This is a genomic window from Maritimibacter sp. UBA3975 (assembly GCF_002384975.1).
GTDB lineage: Bacteria > Pseudomonadota > Alphaproteobacteria > Rhodobacterales > Rhodobacteraceae > Maritimibacter.
The window spans coordinates 62244-82577 of sequence record NZ_DGCP01000019.1; the positions used below are offsets into that span (position 1 = coordinate 62244).

Sequence of the window (20334 nt, forward strand, 5' to 3'; positions counted from 1 at the left end):
CTTGCCGATCAGTGCGGTGGCATAGCCGGAGGCCCGAAGCGCCTCGACGAAGGTGCTTTGCGAATATGGCAGGCTCAACCCGTTGTGGCGCAGCCCATGCACCGAAGGATAGCGCCCGGTCAGGATCGACGCGCGGTTCGGCTGGCACACGGGGGTCGCGACGTTGAAATCGGTAAACCGCGTGCCCTGCGCGGCAAGCGCATCGATATTCGGGGTCCGGACCACCGGATGACCTGCGACCCCAAGCCAGTCCGCGCGCATCTGGTCGACCATGATGACAAGGATGTTCGGGCGTTCGGTCATGCGGCTTTTTCCTTGTGTGAGCGAAGGTAATGCTGTGCCACGATTCCAAGCGCGCCGGCCAAGGCCACCAGATGCACGGCGGGCTGCGGCGCGATCAGCAGGAGCGCGAGGCCAACGCGCAAGAGCACCTCGACCGGGTGCATGCGGTGACGGTCGAAGCGGCTCATCGCGCTGGCGAACAGGTAGATCATGGCGAGGGTGCGGAGGATTGCTGAAAGAAACCCGATCAATGAAAAGGCCGCGCCATCGTCAAAGGCCTCCGGCACGATCATCATGTCGGGGTTCAGCGCGAACATGAACGGCACGGCGAAGATGACGATCCCGATCCGCACGGCGGCGATCCCCGTGCCGATGGGTTTCGCGCCGGCGATCGCGGCGGCGGCAAAGGCCGCGACTGCGACGGGGGGTGTGATCGCCGACGCGACACCGAAGTAGAACACGAACATATGCGAGGTCATTAGCGACAGGCCGAGCGAATTGAGCGCCGGACCCAAGATGATGATGACGGTGAGATAGGCTGGCAGGGTGGGCATCCCCATGCCCAGCAGGAGCGAAACGACAGCCGTGATGATGAGCGTGAGCAAGAGCGCCACCTCCGCATAGTCCGAGATCGAGCGCCCTAGGCGCGAGGGCAGATCAGTCGCGTCCATGACACCGACGATGATCCCCACGACACCGACGACCATCAGGAGACGCCCAAAGGTCTTTCCGCCGTCCGCGATCGCTGTGAGCAGGATGACCGGTGAGCGGCGCACGTCCGGGCTAAACACGGACAAGAGTAGCACGACAACGATGGCGGTCAGGGCCGATCCAGCGGGTGACGCGCCGGCGATGAGCCGCCAGATAATGACGCCGAGGGGCAGGAACACGAGCAACGTGACGTTGACGTAATCCTGGGTCGTCCCTGGGTCGAGTTCGTCGCTGCCCTGCGCGGACATGTCGAGCCGCCGGCTTTCGAACATGACGGTCGCGAACAGCGACAGGTAATAGGCCAACGCCGGGACGAGCGCGGCGGTCATGATGTTGAGATAAGGCGTGCCGGTCAGGTCAGCCATGACCAGCGCGGCGGCGCCCATGATCGGGGGCATGATCTGCCCTCCGGTCGATGCCGTTGCCTCGACCCCGCCCGCGAACTCGGCCCGAAAGCCGCGCTTCTTGATCATCGGAATGGTCACGACCCCGGTGCCAACCACGTTCGACACCGCCGAGCCGCTGACCGAGCCGAACAGGCCCGAGGCCAGCACCGCGGCATGGGCAGGACCCCCGCGCGCGTTGCGCATGAGGTAGAACGAAATTTTGATGAGCGAATCCGCCGCCCCGGTGGCCGACAGGAGCGCCCCGAAGATGATGAAGGGCAGCACATTATTGAGAAGGATCGAAAGCTTCGAGCCAAGGACTGCGTCTGCCGTGTTGAACCACAGGTTCTCGGCCACCGAGGTGTAGCCAAGCGCGAGGGCGTGGAAAATGCCGGGCAGGTAGCTCGATGCGAAGTAATAGGCCAATGCTACCGCCCCGCAAAGCGCAAGCGCCGTCCCGAATACGCGCCAGCACAGGTAAAGGATCGCAAGGCAACCGATCACCGCCGTATGCGCGTCGGACACGCCAAGCCCGAAGGTCTCGGTCCCGATCACGAGGTATTGCCAGACGGCATATCCAAGCGCGGCGAAGGCGATCCAGTCCCCGATGGCAAGGCCGCGATGCTGCGATCGCCCGATGTCCTCTTCGGAGCGGCCGAGCGTCAGGACGACGATCAGCGCTGCGAGCACGAACATGATCGCGTTGTATTTCTCGGTCGGGCTAGCCGGGCCGATGCCGAACATGTCGGGGATGTATTCCCCGCGCCACGCCGCGAGCCCGATGGTCGCGAACGGGATGGCGGGCAGGACCGAGATAAGCCCGGTCAAACCCATCACGAGGCCCGCGATCATGGCCGCTCGCGCGCGCCCGTGTTCGAGATTGCGCAGAGGCTGCATCAGGAAAAGCGCCGCAGCCACCAGCCCCATCGACAGGATCGGCACAACACGAATGCCGAAATCACCCACCCGCAGGATTGGATATTCATAAGCCCTGAGATCCACGTCCGGTTCGAAGGGCGGAGCGAAGTTGAAGCCGACCAGCGCATCGATACCCAGAAGCGCCAGCGCGGCAAGGCCGAACCACAGCGCGACGGGCCGTCCGGCCGTGGCTGTTTTCCACGCAAACCCGGCGGTCGAGATCAGGGCGAGAAACCGCAGCCAGGTGATGCCCTCCGGCGCCCAGCCGACGGGCAGGGCCGCGTAGCGATACAGGTTGAACTTGAGCGAGATGATGGTCTCGGCGACCAGACAGAGGATCGCGAAGGCGGCCCATGCAAAGGCCGTCGCGGCCCGTTTGTTGTCCAGAAGGAACGGGGTCAGGGGTTTGACCGGCGCAGACGCCATGACATCACCATGTGCTGAAGGGCAAGGGGGGGCCGGACCCCGTGGGGTCCAGCCGGATCGGCAGGCTGGGACGGTTACTTCACCGCGTCCGGGATCGTCACGCCGACTTCTTCGTAATACCGCATCGCGCCCGGATGCAACTTGGCCGACATGCCGGTGAAAGCGTTTTCGATACTGACTGGCGCCAGCACGCGAATGTCGCCCTTGGCCTTGTCCAGATTCTCCCAGAACGCCTTGGTAAGCGCATAGGCATCGTCGTCGGACATATCCTTATTCACTGTCGTCTGCATGAAGTTCTCGGCACCCTGCACCTCACCTTCGTTGACGACGTTGGAATAGGTGCCCGCCGGAATGACGCCGACGGCGTTCGCGCCGCCCGCCTCGTATTTCTCCCAGACCTCGGTTTCGAGCGCAGCATCGGGTAGGTCGATCAGGCGGATTTCGCCAAGCTGCTCGATGGCGGCATTGCCGACCGCAGACGGGAACATGAACGCCTCGAACTGGTTGTCCTGAAACGCCTGAATGGCCGCGCCCCATCCAAGTCGCACGACTTCGAAGTCCTGACCGCCGACCAGCCCGGACGACGCGCCGATGATCGACTGCGCCTGCGCGTTCGCGGCCCCGGCGGGCGGGCCGGTGAACACGCGGCGACCCGCGAAGTCGTCGAAGGTTTCTATGCTGCTGGTCGCGCGGACGATGGCGTGGAAGATCCCGTTGGTGAAGCCGTAAAGCGCGCGGATGTTCTCGGACGCCGCCATAGCTTCGTCCGCGTTGTTTTTGAACGGGCCAGCCCCGCGCGTCATCGCGTTGTAGGCGGTCGGCGGGCACACGGCCACGTCCACCTTTCCGGTGGCGACGTTCATGCAAGCCTTGGTAAGCGTCTGGCCCGAGTTGATCTGCATGTCGATGTCGCTGTAATTGGCGATCACCTGTGTCGACAGGTTCGTCATCCCAGTCGGATTGCCGGTTTCAGCGGTGAAGGTTTGCGCATTGGCCGTGGTCGCTAAACCAGCGGCCAACACGGTCGCAGTAATGAGATGTTTCATGGTGTCCTCCCTAGTGCGACCAAGATGCAGATCAAAATTCGAATGAAAAATGCTATTTTGGCGTTATTGCATTACTTTTTTGATATGTTGGAAGCGGAACGGCATCCCGGATCATCTCGATCAGGCGGCTCGCTGCGGCGTTCATCTGGCGATCCGGCAGGACGGTGAGGCCCACGGGGCCGAGCGTGTCGAACCTCAGCCCTTCGAGCGTCACGAACTCGCCCGCCGAAAGCTCGCGCTGCACGACACCCTGCGGGATGAGCCACACGTAATCGGTCGCGCGCAAGAAATCGCGGGCAAAGTCCGCCGAGTCGGTCTCGACCAGGTCCGGTATGTCGCTGATGCCGTTGGCAAGCAGGATGCGATCGACCTCGTGCCGAGGGATCGTGCCTTGCAGGTTCAGCATGATGCCGAACTCAAGAAGGCTGCGGAAATCGCCGATGGGTCTTCGGCGCAGTGGATGATCCTTGCGCACCACGCACAGGATCGGTTCGGAATAGAGATGCTCGAACGAAAGCCCGCGCATCGCCTCGCCATGGGCCATACGCCCTACGACGAAGTCGATCGATCCCGCGCGCAGCTTGTCCATCAGTTCAAGGTTGGTGCCGCGCAGGACCGTCAGCGTCGTGTTCGGCACCTCGGCCTTGAACCGCGCCACCACCTGCGGGAAATACTGCGCCTCGTATGTCGGAAGCACGCCGCAGGCAACGCTGTCGCCTCGTGGCCGCTCGCCCGACGCCGTTTCGACTGCCTCTTCGATCCGGTGCAGACCGCTGGAGATCAGCCGGTTGAATTCTCGCCCCTCCGGCGTCAGTTCGAACGCCTTGCGCCGCCGGTCGAGCAACTTGACGTCTAGAATTGTTTCAAGGTCCGAGATGGTCCGCGAAACGGCAGGCTGGCTCGTGCTCAACGCCTCGGCCGCGCGCACGATGCCGCGCTGGCGCACGACTTCCTGAAAGCAGCGCAGGTGACGCATTTTCAATCGTTTGTCGATCATGATGGCGGGACTGTAACCGCCCCGGCGCAATCGCGGAAGGTGCGCGTCGAAAAGCGCCGGCGATTCAATATGTAGATTTTGAAACAGGTTATCTAGAAACCGCATAAGCTGACCAACCGTCGAACGGTTAGACGATCCTCAAGCAGATTTTCGCGGGTCGCAGGGCGATCCGAATTCAGGAGGATACCAAATGACAAAAACGCTGGAAGAACGCATCAATCTCTACAAGAACGCGTCCGACATGCTGCAAAACGCGCAGCAAGGGCCATACGTGTTCCCGATCGCGCCGCAATACACCAACTGGATGGAAGAGGTCCGGGCGTGGCGCAACGGGGCGGTGCTGCTGAACCAGTCCTATCACATGACTGACCTTTACGTGCGCGGTCCCGATGCGATCAAATTCCTTTCCTATGTCGGCGTGAATAGCTTTGCCACCTTCGGCCGCAACAAGTCCAAGCAGCTGATCTGTGTGAACCCGGATGGCTATGTCATCGGCGATGGCATCATTTTCGGGCTCGAGGACGATGAGATTCTCTATGTCGGCCGTCCCCCACTGGCCTACTGGCTCGCTTATCAGGCCGAGATCGGCGATTTTGACGTGACGACCGAGTTTGATATTCGCTCGCTTGAGGGAGACAAGCCGCGCAAGCTCTATCGCTTCGAGGTGCAGGGTCCCAAAGCGCTCGATATCTTGAACGAGGTGAACGAGGGCGGTCCGCTTACCACTAAGTTCTTCAACATGGGCGAGATCACCGTCGCAGGGTGCACCGCACGCACGCTGAGCCATGGCATGGGCGGCGCGCAGGGCCTGGAACTTTGGGGTCCCTATGAAGAGGGCCAGAAGGTCCATGACCGGCTTCTGGAAGTGGGTGAGAAATACGGCATGCTTCGCGCTGGCGCCCGCGCCTATTCCTGCGCTGCGATGGAGTCCGGCTGGATCCCGTCGCCGCTCCCCGCGATCTACACCAGCGACTCCATGAAGGGCTTCCGCGAATGGCTGCCTGCTGACAATTTCTTGGCCGTCACCTCTGTGGGCGGGTCATTTCAGCCTGACAACGTCGAAGAATTCTACTTGACCCCTTGGGACCTTGATTATGGCCGTGTGGTCAAGTTCGACCATGATTTCATCGGGCGTGAAGCACTCGAAAATATGGCCGAGCAGGAGCATCGCACCAAGGTTACTTTGGTCTGGGATCCCGAGTCAGTGCTGGAGATTTTTGCGGGTCTCATGGGGCCGTTCCCCGGCCCGAAGCTGATGGAACTGCCGGCCGGCCACTATGCGGCGCACCCCTATGACCAGGTTCTTCTGAACGGCGAGCAGGTGGGTGTTTCGACCTATCCCGTCTATTCCGCCAACGAACGCGCGTGGATTTCCCTCGCGATGGTGCGCGGCGATCTGGCTGAGCAGGGCACGAAGCTCGACATCCTGTGGGGTGAAAAGGACGGCGGCACCCAGAAGCCGCATGTCGAAGAGCATGTGCAGATGAAGGTCAGCGCCGAGGTCCATCCGTGGCCGATCCACGCGGCCTCGCGCGAAAGCTACCGCGCTCAGAAATAATCGCCTCAATTAGACGGGGTCCCCCCCCGCCCAATTCCTCACCCCCGGCACATCTCCTAACGGAACGCCGGGGGTCTCTTTGTATCTGGCTCCATGTGACGTATGAAATATGCATGAAGCTCGATGCGATATGACCGAAACGCCGAAACTTGATATCCGCGAACTTGTCGCTGTCGACTGCGTCGCTCGAGCGCGGAGCTTCAAGCTGGCCGCCGAAGTTCTGCATACTTCGCAACCAACTTTGTCACGGCTGATTTCGTCCGCTGAAGATAAGCTCTGCACCAAGATTTTCGATCGTGGGTGGTCAGGGGCCGACACTACTTCTCAAGGTGACGTGGTTGCCCGATTCAGTGGCTACGTGGTCAGCGCTCTCGACGCCGCTGAAGCGATGCTATTCTCTGACCAAGCGGCCAGGTTATCTTTACGCACGAACTTAAGGTCCAATCAGATTGAAATGGTGGCGGCAATCTGTCGGTATGGCAGCGTTACCCAGGCGGCGCTGGCCCTTGGACGGTCACAGTCCGATCTGAGCCGGATGCTCTCCAATCTATCCAAAAGATTTGGCCTTGACCTGTTCACCCGCTCGCCGGCTGGCATGACGCCTCTCCTTGCAGCAAATACTCTCGCGGAACTTGAAGGTCACATCAGTTACTATCAGGCACAAATGCGCGAACAGCTTGGGCTCTTGGAGGCCGATATAGTCGGTCGTGTTAGTGTGGGGCTGCTGCCATTTTCAGGGCAGGACCTCATTCTGAAGACCTTTGGCGCACTTACGAACGATCATCCTCATGTTCGCCTGCTCGCAGTTCCTGGTAGCTACAACAGCCTTGTCGGGGCGTTGAGGCGGCGCGAGATCGACCGCATCGTTGGGATCGCACGCGGGGACGATTGCCCACGGGGTCTGATTGAGAAGCCGCTGTATGAAGAGCGTTTTGCTGTGATCGCCAAGGCGGACCACCCTCTTCATGCGGCAACCAGCGACGCGGACGCGTTCACTCGCACAAATTGGATCGTTGCGCCACACGGCACACCAGTGAGGAGCTACTTCGAGGCAGTGTTCTCAGACCTCAACATCGCGCCCCCGACCCAAACCTGCGAACTTCTTTCATTCGGCACCGCCGAGCAGATGCTGATTGACAGTAATTCCGTAGCGATGCTCACATATTCGGAGCGCAAGTTGGCTGAACTTCGCTCTGGTCTTGCTGAAGTCGCCACTGGACTGCCCAAGAGACGCGCAACCATCGCGCTGACCAGGTTGGCCGATGAACCGCATGACGCGGCGCTGGCAGAATTCGAATGCTTGTTGGATCAGGTAGTTCAAGCCGCCGCATGACGCATCGTGGCAGGGTGCCCGCTTGTAGGTCCCCACCGATGCCGCATTGGTCTCGATAGACCACTTTGTCTTTTTCGAAACGTTGTCCCGAGACTAGCTTCGCATTTTTCAACTCGATCGTATTTGTCGTTTCGAAGATGCCATTTGAGGCAAATGGCTCGGGAATCGGCGGGCCATTTTTCATTAGTTGAACATCGAATTCGGGATCATCAGCGCGATCTGCGGGAAGAGGATGATGAGGAACAGGCAAACGATCATCGCGATCAGGAACGGAAAGACGCCCCGGAACACGGTGCCGAGCGCCACGTCGCCCGCCACGTTGCGCACCACGAAGACATTGAGGCCCACGGGCGGTGTGATCATGCCCATTTCAATCACGATCACCGCGATCACGCCGAACCAGATCGGATCGAAGCCGAGCGCCTGAATGACAGGGAAATAGATCGGGATGGTGATGACAAGCATGGCGAGCCCGTCGAGGAACATGCCCAAGACCACGTAGCTCAGCAGGATCACGGCGAGCGTGCCGTAGGTGCCCAGTCCCAGTGCGTTCAGTCCCGCCTCGAGCCCGGTGGGCACGCCGGTGAGCGACAGGAACGGGTTCAGGACGTTGGCCCCGATCACAATCAAGTAGAGCATTGTCGAGGTTGTTACCGTCTCCATCACCGAGGTCGCGAAGGATTTCAGGTCGATGGATTGGGTCGCGAAAGCAAGGACAATGGTAAGCGCCGCGCCGACACCAGAGGCCTCAACGGGGGTGAACACACCGAGATAGATGCCGCCGATGGAGACGACGATGACCAAGATCAGGGGAAGCGCCTTGAGCAGAAGCGCGAATCGTTCGCGGAAGGCTACCCTTTCGCCCCGCGGACCCGCGGCGGGGTCGCGCAGGGTGACGATCCAGATCGCCAGCATGAAGAGCGCCATCATCAGAAGCCCCGGCAGGATGCCCGCCATGAACAGCCGCCCGATGCTTTCCTCGGTCAGGATCGCGTAGATTACGAAGCCGGTAGAGGGCGGGATCAGGAAGCCCAGCGTGCCGCCCGCCGCGATGGCGCCGGTGGACAGGCCGGGGCCGTAGCCCAGCCGCTTCATCTCGGGCAGGGCCACCTTGCCTATGGTCACGGCGGTCGCGATAGACGAGCCGGACACTGCCGAGAAGGCCGCGCAGCCGATGACGCTGGCCGATGCCAGACCGCCGCGCAGGCGGCCTACCCAGGCATAGGCGGCGTCATAGAGCCCGCGCGAAAACCCGGCGGCGGAGGCGACGTTGCCCAGAAGGATGAACATCGGGACGACGATGAGCGAATAGTTCGCCACAGCCGAATAGGTTTCGGTCATCAGGACGGCCCCGGCGCGGCGCAGACCGTCAAGCCACCAGATGCCGAAAAAGCCGGTCAGGAGCATCGCGAAGGCGACCGGGGTGCGCAAGATCATCAGCGCGAAGAGCGCGACGAAGCCAAGAATACCGATTGTCAGGTCAGCCATTCTCCGGCTCTCCGAATGCGCGCCGCGTCAGGATCAGAAGCACGATCTGAACGGCGAAAATCAACATCGCCAGCCCGATGCCCAGAACGACCAGCGCGTAGAGCGGCCAGATCGGGAGGTCGAGCATGTTGGTCGCGTCTCCGAACTCGATGGCCTCGGCAGCCTTGTCCCAGGCGCGTCCGACGAGAATCCAGAATGCCCAGATTGACAGGACACGGGTCAAGATGTCGGCCAACCAACGCCCGACCCGGCCCAGTGCGGGGTCGAAGATGTCGGCGCGGACGTGGGCGTGCAGATGGGTGGCGTAAGGCAGCGCGAGCATGGTGATCGCGACCGCGGCAAGCTGCACGATCTCGTTCACGCCCAGAAGCGGGTTGCCCATGACGTAGCGCATGAACACAGCGCTTGCGATCAACCCCATCATCAGGATGAGCAACACGCCCGCGAGAGCGGCGAGCGCGAAGGTCGCCCGGCCGAATAGGTCCGGCCAGGCGGGTGTGTTGGAGGTGGTCATCGTGCGTCAGTCAGCGGCGAGCGCGTCGATCCACGCTTTCGCGGGGATACCTTCGGCTTCGGCATCGGTGACGATCTGTTCCACGGCGGCGGCGGAGGCGGCGTTGAACTTGGCCGCTTCATCCTCAGACAGCGTGATGACTTCCTTGCCTTCGGCTGCAGCGAAATCTGCCATTGCGTCGTCCGCGATCTTGAGCCAGGTGGACCCGGCGGTCAGCGCGGCCTCGCGCCCGGCGTCCAGAACGGCCTGCTGCGCGGTGTCGTCCAAGTCCGCGAACACGTCACGGTTCATGATGAGGAAAAACTCGGAAATCGTTGTGTCCATGCCTTGCGTGACAAAATTCGTCACCTCGGCCAGCTTGAACGATTTGAGCGTCGTCGGGTCGATCATCGCCCCGTCGATCACGCCGGTCTGCATGGCGTTGTAGATCTCGGGCGCGGGCATCGACACTGGGTTCGCGCCCCAGGCCTGCACCACGATCCCTGCGTTGCGCGACGGCACGCGGATGTTCATACCTACAAGGTCGTCCATCGAGCGCACGGGTTTTTCCGCGGTCAGGATCAGGTTCGGCGCGTTGTTCCACAGGCCGACAAGCTGCACGCGGCGATATTCGTCAGACAGCATGTCGACGTTGTCCATCATCGCCTGCGTGCCGCCCTTGGCAGTGAGGACGCCGGGGAGTTCGGAGATAAGCGTGAGCGGGAAGTTCGACGCGGTGTAGCCGGGCAGGCCAAAGGCGATGTCGGCTACGCCGTCCACCACGCGGTTATTCTGCTCGGCCGGGCCTGCGCCCAACTCGCCGCCCATGAACACCTTCACGGTCGTCTCACCCCCGGTGGCTGCGGAGATCGCCTCGCCGAACGGGGTATAGGTCGTGTCCACGATGAAGTGGGTGGGCGGCTGGAAATCGGCCAGTTTCAGTTCCTGTGCCACGGCGTTCGTGGCGATGATGGCCGTGATTGTCGCCAGACCGATGGTCTTGATGATACCCATGGTGATCCTCCCTCTTGGGTGCAAAAGGCCCGGCGGCTGCACCGGGCCCAATTCGGGGAACGGGCCTTAGGCCTCGTTCAATGCCTTGGCCTTGTCGCCGCCGCCCACGCCGTAGGTGATCGCGACTTTCCGGCTTTTCTGGAACTCCTCCAGCGTCTCGCCCCGGAAGGCCGCGTAGACCTCGGGGTTGGGCACGCCAAGCACGGCGGCCATCTTTTCGAGCATGAAGAACGACACGCCGTAGTGGATCATCTCGATCCACTTGCGGCCCTTGATGAGCGCGATTTCCGCGTCCGTCAGACCACGCTCGGCGGCCAGCGCATCGAAGTCGGTGCGGAAGCGTTCGCGGTGCTCGGGCTTGATGAGATCGTGCAGGAAGCTGTTGATGCGGAACGCGGTATGACTGCGGGCATGGGTCAGCGGGTGCGTGCCTTCGACCTGATCGGCCCCGGCGAGGTGATAGCCGATGTGGTCGCGGTAGGCCTCGTTCGCGGCCTCGGTCGCGGGTGCGCCGTTGTCTTCGAGGATCATGGTCGCGATGTTCGTGACCGAGGGCGCATAGGTCATCTTGTGCTTGAGCGTCACGTCGTCCGACAGCGCGCCGCGCATGATGAGCCACATGATGACCTCGGCCCCTTCCATGCCGCCATTGACCACGTATTCGGCCAGCCGCATGTTGGCGAGCTTTTTGGGGTCGGTTTCGATGAGGCGCAAGAATTCGTCGTCCCAGTCTTCGTTGATGAACCCGGCGCGTTCGCCGTGGACCTGATGGGACAGGCCCCCAGTCGCCATGATCGCGACGTTCAGATCCTCGGGGTAGCTTTCGATCGCCCTGCGCAGCGACTTGCCTAGCTTCCACATGCGCAGCGGCGACGGGATCGGGAGTTGCAGAAGGCCGCAGTGGAGCGGCACCACCTTGCCCGGCCACGGCCCGTCGGCGTCGCCCAGCATCGACAGGGGCGAGAGCAGACCGTGATCGACCGGTTTGCCCTGAAAGAAGCTCATGTCGAATTCGTCGGCGGTCAGCGCCATCGCGATGTGCTGACTCAGGCCCAGATGCCCCTTGGCGGGCGGCACGTCGCGCGGCCCTCCGCCCTCGTCCGCCGGGTAATAGGTGTCGTCGATCCCCATCGAGAAGAACGGGTAGTGGTCGAAATAGAACGAGGTGACGTGATCGTTGTAGATCAGAAAGATCACGTCGATTTCTCTTTCCTGCACCCATTTGCGCACGACATCGAAGCCGTCGAAGATTGGCTTCCACGCCGGATCGTTGTGCTTGTTGGTGTCCTTGGCGAACCCGATGGTGGGTGAATGCGAGGCGCCGATGCCTCCGATGATACGTGCCATATGCTGTCCTCCGTCTGGCCGCCGGGCGCAGGCCCCGGTCGAGTCGCAGGCGATAATATGGCGGTGGACTTTTTGAACAATACATACAAAATGAAAGTAGCGTTCAGTTTTCTGAACAAAGGAAGTGGTCATGAAATGGAAGATCGACGACATCCCGGTCTTTGTCGCAATCGTTGAACAGGGCGGGATTTCTGCAGCGAGCGACGTGCTCGGTCAACCCAAATCAACGGTCTCCACAACGCTCACCCGGCTTGAACACGCGCTCGGCCTGCGGCTCGTCGAACGGAACTCAAGGAACCTGCGCGTCACGGAAGAAGGCGAGGTGTTCTACCGAAAAGCCCTCCTCATCCTCGATCAGGTGCGTGAGGCGGACGCAACGGCCGCCGGCATGTCCGCTGAACCGTCTGGCCGCGTAGTTGCCGCTATGCCACCCGCCTTCACGCAAGAGGTTGTCGCGCCGCACATCGCCGAATTTCAGATCCGCTTTCCCGATGTATCCCTTGACCTTGTCCTCACGACCCAAGGAATTGAGCTTCTGCGCGATCAGGTCGACCTCGCTGTTGTAGTCGGTCCTAAAGTCGACAGCGATTTAATCAGCCGAGTTCTTGTCGCCGGGCCGCTGGCTTGGGTTACGAGCCCGAGCTATGCTTCTACCCACGACCTGAGAGGGGGCATTGACCAGATCCGTTCCCACATCCGCATCTGCGAAAAACGCTACGGCCGCGCACGGATGCCAGTCCGGGTGGACGGCGTGCAAACCCAAATAGACCTCTCGACCGGGGTATCTCATGTCAACAGCCCGCTGGTCGCACGCGAAGCGGTCGTCAATGGCGCTGGCGTCTCGGCACTTCCCCGCCTCTATCTACGCGAGAGTCTCGCAAGCGGGCGTCTGGTCGAAGCGTTCAAGAACGTCACATTCGACCTCGACGCATCCGTCCTATCCGTCGTCTACCCTCACCGCCGACTTCTTTCGCCGCGCTTAAGAGTCTTCGTCGATTTCTTGGAAGAAATCTGCCGCCAGCGATGATCCCAATCTTAGAGCCCTCGCGTGGGGTGTTCACTCCTTGTTGGCGGCCATTATTCGCACTCCAGTCGTGAACCGTTGGGCCCGGTCCAGGAATGGATGGATCGACACGCCGCGCCGGATCCCTTTCATATTGTAGAGGAGGCTACGAGCCAGCGGCGCGCGCAGGCGAAAACCACGCCGGAGGTTGACATAGGGTTTACATAGCCCTCGAAAAGGGTTGCCTATGTAAACCCTCGGAATGCTCGGACACGCACGTATTCACTCTTTGTTCCCCTCAAAGGTTTACATAAAGTTTACATAAAGTTGACAGATCCGGACCCAAAACCACGTTTTTTGCCGAGCCATGTAAACCCTGCGACCCCAAAACACTAAGAAAATAGGCACTTCGGCACGCAGTCAGAACCGAAGAGGTTTACATAGATTGACAGATCGACGTGAACGCGCACCAGAGAGCGACCTGATACGGTCAAGCGAGCCGACACTCGCGAACTCCAGGATAGCACTCAGCGACGAGCACAGCGAGCCCCAGAGCACACCCAGCACACCGGTGAGACCAACCAAGAGAGCGCAACAGCGAGCACACCAAGTGCAGGCACGCATGTTCGAGCGACGAGTTCACGTCCAGACATGCCGTGAAAGGTCGGCAATGCTGCCCTATGCCGTCGTTGGAGACCTAGCTAGACAGCTATTCGTGTAGGTAGCTGCGAACCAACGCCTGACCGGTAGCGGATAATCTGGCGCAAAGCATCGCCCGTGGGCGCGGTCATTGCCGAGGAGGATAAAAGCGACACGCTCTTGTTGGTCTAACTCCAGCCAACACCGCGAACGCTCCTATCCACCTGCAGCACTTAAGCGCGAGGAACCTGCGGCGGTTCGTGCCAATGGATCGCACTGTCGAGACCAGCGCTACAGCATGCGGCCGGACGCCGGTGCCGCAACGGGCTCCAAATGAGCCTGCCTCAAGGACTGACCCCTTAGGCATTCACGCACTCGCTCGACTCTGTGGATGCCTAAGGGGGACGGATAGGCATTCACGCACTTCCTCGTCCAAGTTGCTATATACCTATCTAGCTACATCAAACACTTAACCAGGAGGTCTATGCAGGTCATGAGCAAGGAAACCGAAAAGCAGGAACGCGCCAGGAAGCAGTCACTGAAGCGAGCAGTCGGGTATGTTCGGGTGTCAACGAAGCAGCAGGGCACGGACGGCATGAGCCTCGAGCTCCAGAAGGAGGCGATCATGGCCTACACCTCGCGCGCTGGATACGACCTGATTGAGATTTTCGAAGACGTGGCCTCTGGAAAAGGCGACACTAGCTTCTACAAGCGCAAAGGCCTCGCAGCAGCCCTTGGTCTTGCGAAAGCGGAGGATGCGGTTCTTGTCGTGTGGGACTGGAGCAGGTTGTCGCGCTACAGGCAGATCGAGAAACAGATTGCCTCCGTTCTTGTGAACCTCGACCGGGTCGTCTGTGTGCTTGAAAGAAATACCCTCCGTGAAGCGTCTGAAGCCGCCACACACCTCCATGATGAGCGCTTCGTAGAAAAGCTCTCCCGGCGCACGAAAGAGGGCATGGCGAAGAAGCGCGAGCAAGGTGCTACCTTCGGCAACCGCGAAATCAAAACCGTTGCACAGCCACGCGGGGTCGCTGCCAATAAGGAGGCGGCGGACAAACTCGTGCGCGACATAGCAGACGCGCTCCTCGAGCTGGAAGATCCGTTCGGATGTTACCTCAGAGACGTCGTTGAGGTCTTGAAGCAGAAAGGCCTGCGCACCCGGCGGAACAAAGAATGGACAGTTGAGCGCGCACGGCCTCTCGTAAAAAAGGCTCGGCAGCTTCTCAAAAAAGAAATGGCCGATACGTCTGGTGGTGACATGAGCTATGCCGACGATGACAGGTGGGGGGCCTTCTGAGAGCAATCGAATGTATAGCTTTTCTCACTTGCGGCCCGAGATGCTGCGGCAAGTCGAAGTCCTAGAGAATTTCGATATGAGCGAGGAGGATCGGTTCTGGTGCCGGCTGTATGCTCGGCACCAAACCTCCCATGGCCATTTTACCCATGAGGGGCGCTGCCGCCCGGTTGTATTGGTTTCCTTCGCGCGTCAGAAATGAACCGCGACAATGTAAAGGTGGTGGAAGTGACAAGGCAGCACGGGCACCCGGTGTTCATCTCGCCGGACCAAAGCGAAGGCGTGTCCCTCGTGAAAAGTAGTGAATTCAATGAAGTGCAGCTTCAACAACTGGTTCACGATCACCCTGAAGCACTTCCTATCACCGAAATCGACCCGGCCTTCGAGGGTGCGATTTCGATCTGCAGGGAGTTGAACACACCCGCCGGCCCGATCGACAACTTCCTCATCACACCCTCCGGCCTCCCAGTCATTGTCGAATGCAAATTATGGCGCAATCCACAAGCGCGCCGCGAGGTTGTGGGCCAGGTGCTCGATTACGCCAAGGAGCTCTCGCGCTGGACCTCGGCAGACATTGAACGCGAAGCCGCCCGGCGCGGTGTGCCCTCGATCATCGATCTGGTCCGGGCACGTCACCCCGAAGTCGATGAGGCTGCCTTCCACGACACACTGACCACGTCGCTCGAGCGGGGCAGGTGCCTTCTAATCATTCTCGGCGATGGTATTCGAGGCGGCGTTGAAGCAATCTTCGAACATCTCCATGACCAAGGTGCTCTGCAGTTCTCCTTCGGCCTTGTCGAGATGCCGATCTACGACGCCCCTGGCGGTGGACAGCTCGCCCTGCCACGTGTCTTGGCGAAAGCGCTGGTTGAAGTGCGGCGCGTTATAGAACTTCCGGTCGGCCTTGGGCTTGAAGATGAGACGCAGGCAGACGATCAGATCGATCCGGATACACGCGCTCTTGGCGATGATCGCGCCCAGTTCTGGAGTGAGTTTCTTGCGGTTCTTGATCTCGACGACCCTGATCAGCCTACTCCGCGCGCAACACGACAAGGTTTCATCGCATTCGTGCTTCCGGCGCCGGGCGCGACAGCGTGGATTAACGTCTACCGTGACATCACGAAGGGGACGGTGGGGCTTTATCTAACCTACACGCGCGAAACAGTTGGAGCAAAGGCAGTGGAAGTTCTGATGCGTGAACGCGCTGACGACATCCTCGTTGATCTTGGCGAAACCGCTACGCGCTATGATGCGAAGGACTGGTCCCCTCCAATCGATGAGCGTCACTTCGGCGACCTGTCAGACGCAACGATACGTGCCGAGGCGCTGGCATGGCTTGCCGACCGAACCAACACTTTCGTCGACGTCTTGCGCCCGGCCATCCGGTCCGCTGTCGCAGATATCGAAGAAGCCGACGGCTAGAGAGAGCAAGCCGCCTCCGCCCCTGCATCTCGGCGCGATGCTGCCGCAGAGACTCTCTGAGCGTCCTCAGGGCCCGTTTTCGCGCGCCTGTAGCCCCGGACCGCCCGAAACCGCTTGGATGCACTCAGCGGGCAGCACAGCGCCTCTGAGGGTGGTCGCGCTCTTGGGGCGCCCCGATTTGGCTGGAGGCGCACCCCTGCGGCACATCCCCAATTTCATAAGTGGCCGTGTAGTTCTGTTGAAATGACTACCGAACGACCAGGTCGATCTCGCTCGCGCCACCACCGGTTTTCTGGACCTGAAGCTGAACCGGAATTCGGTCCTTCATCGCCTGGACGTGGCTGATGACGCCGATGGTGCGGCCCTGAGCCTGTAGTCGCTCCAGCGCGTCAATCGCAAGGTCGAGGCTGCCGGAGTCGAGTGAGCCGAACCCCTCGTCGATAAAGAGCGTGCCGGCAAGCACGCCGCGCGTGCCCATGCCGGACAGAGCTAGGGCAAGCGCAAGAGACACGAGGAAGCGTTCGCCGCCAGACAAGAGCCGCGTCGGCCGCGCGTCGTCCGCCATGTCCCGGTCGATGATGTGGAGCGCAAGGTCGCTTGCCGCCACCTTGAGCTGGTAGCGCGGTTTCAGATCGTCGAGGTGCAGGTTGGCGCGCTCGACAAGCAAGGCGAGTGTGACGGCCTGTGCGATCTGCGCGAACCGGTCGCCTTTCGCGGAGCCAACTGCGTCGTTCACCGCGGCCCAGGTCTCGGCGGTCTTGCGCGCGGACTCGATCTCGGCCTCCAGACCGGCGAGGGCCTTGGCTGCCACGGCATCGGCCTCGAGCTTTTGGGACAGCCCGCCGAGCGTCTCCCCCCGGCTCTGGGTTTCGGTCTCCATCGTCGCCTTGGCCGTCTCAAGCTCGGGCTTCGGCGTGTCCGGCAGGCCCTCGGCCTTCAGGGTCGCGCATTCGTTGTCACGTTCCTGCATGGCACCCTGCGCGGCCGCGCGTTCAGTGTCGGCTGAACGGAGCGCCTGCCGCCGCGCCTCGACGGTCGCGGTCTCAGTGGCGTGAAGCGCAAGCAGGTGCGCTTCCGCGATCCCGGCGGCCTCGCAGGCAGCCGTGAGCGCCGCTTCAGCCGCCGTGACACGGGCCGCCGCGCCGGTTTGTGCCTTGTCTGCTGCGGCCAGCGTACTCGCCAAGGCGGTCTCGGCACGGGCAGAGTTGTCCAATACCTCGCGCGCGTCATCAAACGCCGCCTGCGCCGTCGTGCGCGCGGTGTTGTGGCGGGTCCGGTGGGGGCCGGTCTCCTCGCCGCCCAGCAGCTGTGCACGGTCGGCGCGAAGCCGCTCCAGCGTCTCGCACCGGCTGCGCTCCGTCGCCTCGGCCCGCTCCCGCGCCATCCTCGCGCCTGAGGCGTCCGCCTGCGCCTTGGCGAGACTTGTGGACAGATCTGCCAGCGATTTCCGGGTGGCTTCAATCGTGTCACGCGCGGCGTCGAGCGTCATGAACGTGGCGCGCAGGTCGTCGAGCGTGGCATCCGGCCCAAAGGCCTCGGCGCGTATCTCGGTCGGCTCCAGCAGCGGGGCAAGCCTGCGATCAATCTCTGCAATCGTGCCCTGCGCCGTATCTCTTGCCTGCTCGACCCGCGCGATCTCCCGCTCCTTCGTCGTGAGCACCTCCGCAATTTCGCGGATCCTGTCCTCCCCCTCGGTGATCCGCGCCTTGGCCGCGTCGATCAAGGCGTCAGCCTCCCGGTGCGCCCGGTCGAGCGCGGCAAGCCGGTCGCGGTCGACCTCAAGCCCTGCGCGCCACCTTGCAAGGCGCGCCGCCAGAGCGTCGAACAGGGCGTCCTCTGCGCGCGGCCCCTCCGGCAGCTCGCCCGCCAGCAGGCCATCCTCCAGAGGCTTCGACGCCCGTGCATAGCCCGTCTCGGCTTCGGCGACCTGCGCCCGTAGGTCGGGCGCGCGCTCGGTCTCGGCCTTGATCGTCGTCTCGGCGGCCTCGATCCGCAGGGCCGCCTGCGTGGCCGTGGTCTCGGACTTGTTGCTCCGGTCCTGTGCTTCGGTCAGACGATTTCGCAAATCCTCGGCAAGCGTCGCGATCTCGCCATCCGCCATGACCGGGTGCGCCGTGGCACCGCAGACCGGGCAGGGCGTGCCGTCGACAAGGTGCTGGCGCAGATGCTCGGCCTCGCGCGACGCTGCGGCGCTCGCCGCCTCCGACGGCTGGCGCAGGGCCTGCACCAGTTCCGATGCGACTTTCTGTTCGGCGCGCGCCGCCTCCACGATTTTCGTCTGCTCAGACATGAGCGTCCGGGCCTTCGCGCACCTGTCCTGACTGTCCGCCAATGCCCGATCCGCCAGCCGCACATCATGCGCGGCGGCGCGCAGGTTGCGCAGGTCCGCCTCGGCCTGTGCGAGCCGTTCCAGTCGCGCGCCCGGTGCCGCCTCGGTCAGCCGCTTGCGCTCGTCCGCAATGGCCTCCTGCGCCTCTCGCGCCGCGTCGATTTCACCACGCGCGGCCTTGGCATCAGCCTCAAGAGCCTGCCGCCGTTCACGCTCCGCCACGATGGTTTCCGCCATCTCCTGAGCCTCGGCGTCCGATGTCGTGGCCAACCGGGCCTGTTCGATCCGCGCACCAAGGCGTTCCTCGATCAGGCTCCGGTTCGCCAGCAGAACCTCGTGCCCTCTGACCGCAGCCAGAACCCGTTCGGCTTCCGCCACCGCGTCCTTCAGCGCCCCCTCTTCGGCCACAAGCTCCGCGAGCACCTCCTGCGCCCCCGCCTCGGCCCTGCGCGCCTCGTCCAATGCCGTCGCCGCTGTCGCATGTTCGTCCACGGCACCGGCAACCCGCTCGTCAAGCGCAGAGGCCTGATCCCAGACCGGCGCGAAGGCCTTGAACACGCGCTCCGCCTCGTCCCGTGCGACTTTCGCGGCGTCGAATCGCGTCTGCGCCTCTGCGACCAACCCTTTCTGGGTCGCGAGCTCTCCCGTGATCCGGGCATGATCCTCCCGCGCCATGTCCAGAGCCCGGTTCGCATCCCCGCGCTCACGCACTTCGCCGCGCAGGGCCTGCGCCCGGTCCCAGTCGGCCAGCCAGACGCGGTCGTCCCCAAGCTCCGCCTGCGCCCGCTCCGCCGCATCCAACCGCGCTTTCGCCTTGGCGAGGTTGGCCTCGGCAGCCTCGACCGCTGCATATTGGGCGAGGTCCTTGCGAACCGCCTCGAGCGCCGTCACCGCAGCGCCCTGTTCGGCGCGCAGCGTGGTGATCCGGTCGGCAACCTCCGTCCGCTCCTCCGGCGACAGCAGCTGATGCTCGCCGCGCCGGGTTTCGAGCGTGGCCAGTTCGGCGACCGCCACGCGGTTGCGCTCGAACACCCGGCGGGAAATGTCGCGGTAGATACCGGTGCCCGTGACCTTTTCAAGGATCGCCGCGCGCTCCTGCGTCCTGGCATCCAGAAACGCGGCGAAATCGCCCTGTGCGAGGAGAACGGTGCGGCGGAATTCGTCGTAGGTCAGGCCCGTCAGGCCAACGACCCTCTCGTTCACCCGTGAGATCTGGGTTTCCAACATCTGCCCATCGGCACCGCGTGCAAGGCTGCGTTCGATGGCCTGAAGGCGGCCGTCGATCCGGTCGCGCGCCCGGCGGGCCTGCCACCCGGCGACATAGGTTTCCCCGTCGGCGGCGCGGAAGGTGACCTCGGCGAACCCGGAGGCCACGCCGCGGCGCAGCACCATACGCGCGTCGGTCGAGCGCAACTCCTGCCCGCCGATATCGGCCACCGCTTCGGACGTGCCATCACCCGACAGGCGGGGGCAATTGCCGTATAGCGCCAGACACAGGGCGTCGAGGAGGCTCGACTTCCCCGCGCCAGTTTCCCCCGTGATGGCAAACAGCCCGGCGGAGGACAGCGGCGGCGCGTCCAGCCGGATCTCGAACAGTTTAGCGAGGCTCGCGATGTTCTCGCCCCGGATCGACAGGATCTGCATGCGC

The 20334-nt window shown here is 62.4% G+C and carries 14 protein-coding genes; 5 read left to right on the plus strand and 9 right to left on the minus strand.

The genetic code is table 11. From position 1 onward, the window contains the following. From B2585_RS20520 to B2585_RS20535, 4 genes are all read right to left on the minus strand, one after another. Window positions 1–303 (minus strand): sulfatase-like hydrolase/transferase (locus B2585_RS20520; RefSeq protein ID WP_292025924.1); only part of this gene is annotated, 303 nt, incomplete at its 3' end. Beyond that, a complete protein-coding gene (locus tag B2585_RS20525; RefSeq protein ID WP_292025926.1) occupies window positions 300–2723 on the minus strand; it encodes a TRAP transporter permease in 2424 nt (807 codons plus the stop codon). The genes B2585_RS20520 and B2585_RS20525, both read right to left, overlap by 4 nt. Window positions 2724–2797: 74 nt before the next feature. Continuing rightward, window positions 2798–3769 carry a TAXI family TRAP transporter solute-binding subunit gene (locus B2585_RS20530; protein ID WP_292025928.1) on the minus strand — a complete coding sequence of 324 codons (972 nt, stop codon included), beginning with the start codon at window positions 3767–3769 and terminating at the stop codon, window positions 2798–2800. Window positions 3770–3821: 52 nt separating this feature from the next. Next, window positions 3822–4766: a LysR substrate-binding domain-containing protein gene (locus B2585_RS20535; protein WP_292025929.1), complete on the minus strand. Its 945-nt coding sequence runs from the start codon at window positions 4764–4766 to the stop codon at window positions 3822–3824. A gap of 190 nt (window positions 4767–4956) precedes the next feature. On the opposite strand from B2585_RS20535, the gene B2585_RS20540 reads away from it, so the two are divergent. Continuing rightward, window positions 4957–6324, plus strand: coding sequence for an aminomethyl transferase family protein (locus B2585_RS20540; RefSeq protein WP_292025932.1), 1368 nt, complete (start codon window positions 4957–4959; stop codon window positions 6322–6324). A gap of 130 nt (window positions 6325–6454) precedes the next feature. Then, window positions 6455–7657: a LysR family transcriptional regulator gene (locus B2585_RS20545; RefSeq protein ID WP_292025934.1), complete on the plus strand. Its 1203-nt coding sequence runs from the start codon at window positions 6455–6457 to the stop codon at window positions 7655–7657. Window positions 7658–7840: 183 nt separating this feature from the next. Here the strand turns inward: B2585_RS20545 and B2585_RS20550 are convergent, their stop codons facing one another. From B2585_RS20550 to B2585_RS20565, 4 genes are all read right to left on the minus strand, one after another. Beyond that, on the minus strand, window positions 7841–9145 hold the full coding sequence (locus B2585_RS20550) for a TRAP transporter large permease (protein ID WP_292025935.1): 1305 nt from the start codon (window positions 9143–9145) through the stop codon (window positions 7841–7843). Then, complete coding sequence (locus B2585_RS20555; RefSeq protein WP_292025936.1) at window positions 9138–9659, minus strand: TRAP transporter small permease; 522 nt, start codon at window positions 9657–9659, stop codon at window positions 9138–9140. The genes B2585_RS20550 and B2585_RS20555 overlap by 8 nt, the downstream gene beginning before the upstream one ends. A 6-nt stretch (window positions 9660–9665) precedes the next feature. Continuing rightward, window positions 9666–10652 (minus strand): TRAP transporter substrate-binding protein, encoded by a 987-nt coding sequence (locus B2585_RS20560; protein WP_292025937.1) that lies wholly within the window; start codon window positions 10650–10652, stop codon window positions 9666–9668. A 66-nt stretch (window positions 10653–10718) separates the two neighbouring features. Beyond that, entirely contained in the window at window positions 10719–11999 is a 1281-nt protein-coding gene (locus B2585_RS20565; protein WP_292025938.1) for a gallate dioxygenase, read from the minus strand. 130 nt (window positions 12000–12129) lie between these two features. Here B2585_RS20565 and B2585_RS20570 point away from each other — a divergent pair, with 130 nt between their 5' ends. The 3 genes from B2585_RS20570 (at window position 12130) to B2585_RS20580 (ending at window position 16357) form a co-directional block, all read left to right on the plus strand. Further along, a complete protein-coding gene (locus B2585_RS20570) occupies window positions 12130–13026 on the plus strand; it encodes a LysR family transcriptional regulator (protein WP_292025939.1) in 897 nt (298 codons plus the stop codon). A 1108-nt stretch (window positions 13027–14134) separates the two neighbouring features. After that, the gene (locus tag B2585_RS20575; protein ID WP_292025940.1) at window positions 14135–14938 is read left to right on the plus strand and encodes a recombinase family protein; all 804 of its coding nucleotides are present in this window, start codon (window positions 14135–14137) and stop codon (window positions 14936–14938) included. Window positions 14939–15133: 195 nt separating this feature from the next. Continuing rightward, a complete protein-coding gene (locus B2585_RS20580) occupies window positions 15134–16357 on the plus strand; it encodes a hypothetical protein (protein WP_292025941.1) in 1224 nt (407 codons plus the stop codon). A gap of 247 nt (window positions 16358–16604) precedes the next feature. Here B2585_RS20580 and B2585_RS20585 read toward each other — a convergent pair whose 3' ends face one another. Continuing rightward, window positions 16605–20330: an AAA family ATPase gene (locus B2585_RS20585; protein WP_292025942.1), complete on the minus strand. Its 3726-nt coding sequence runs from the start codon at window positions 20328–20330 to the stop codon at window positions 16605–16607. Window positions 20331–20334 lie beyond the last annotated feature (4 nt).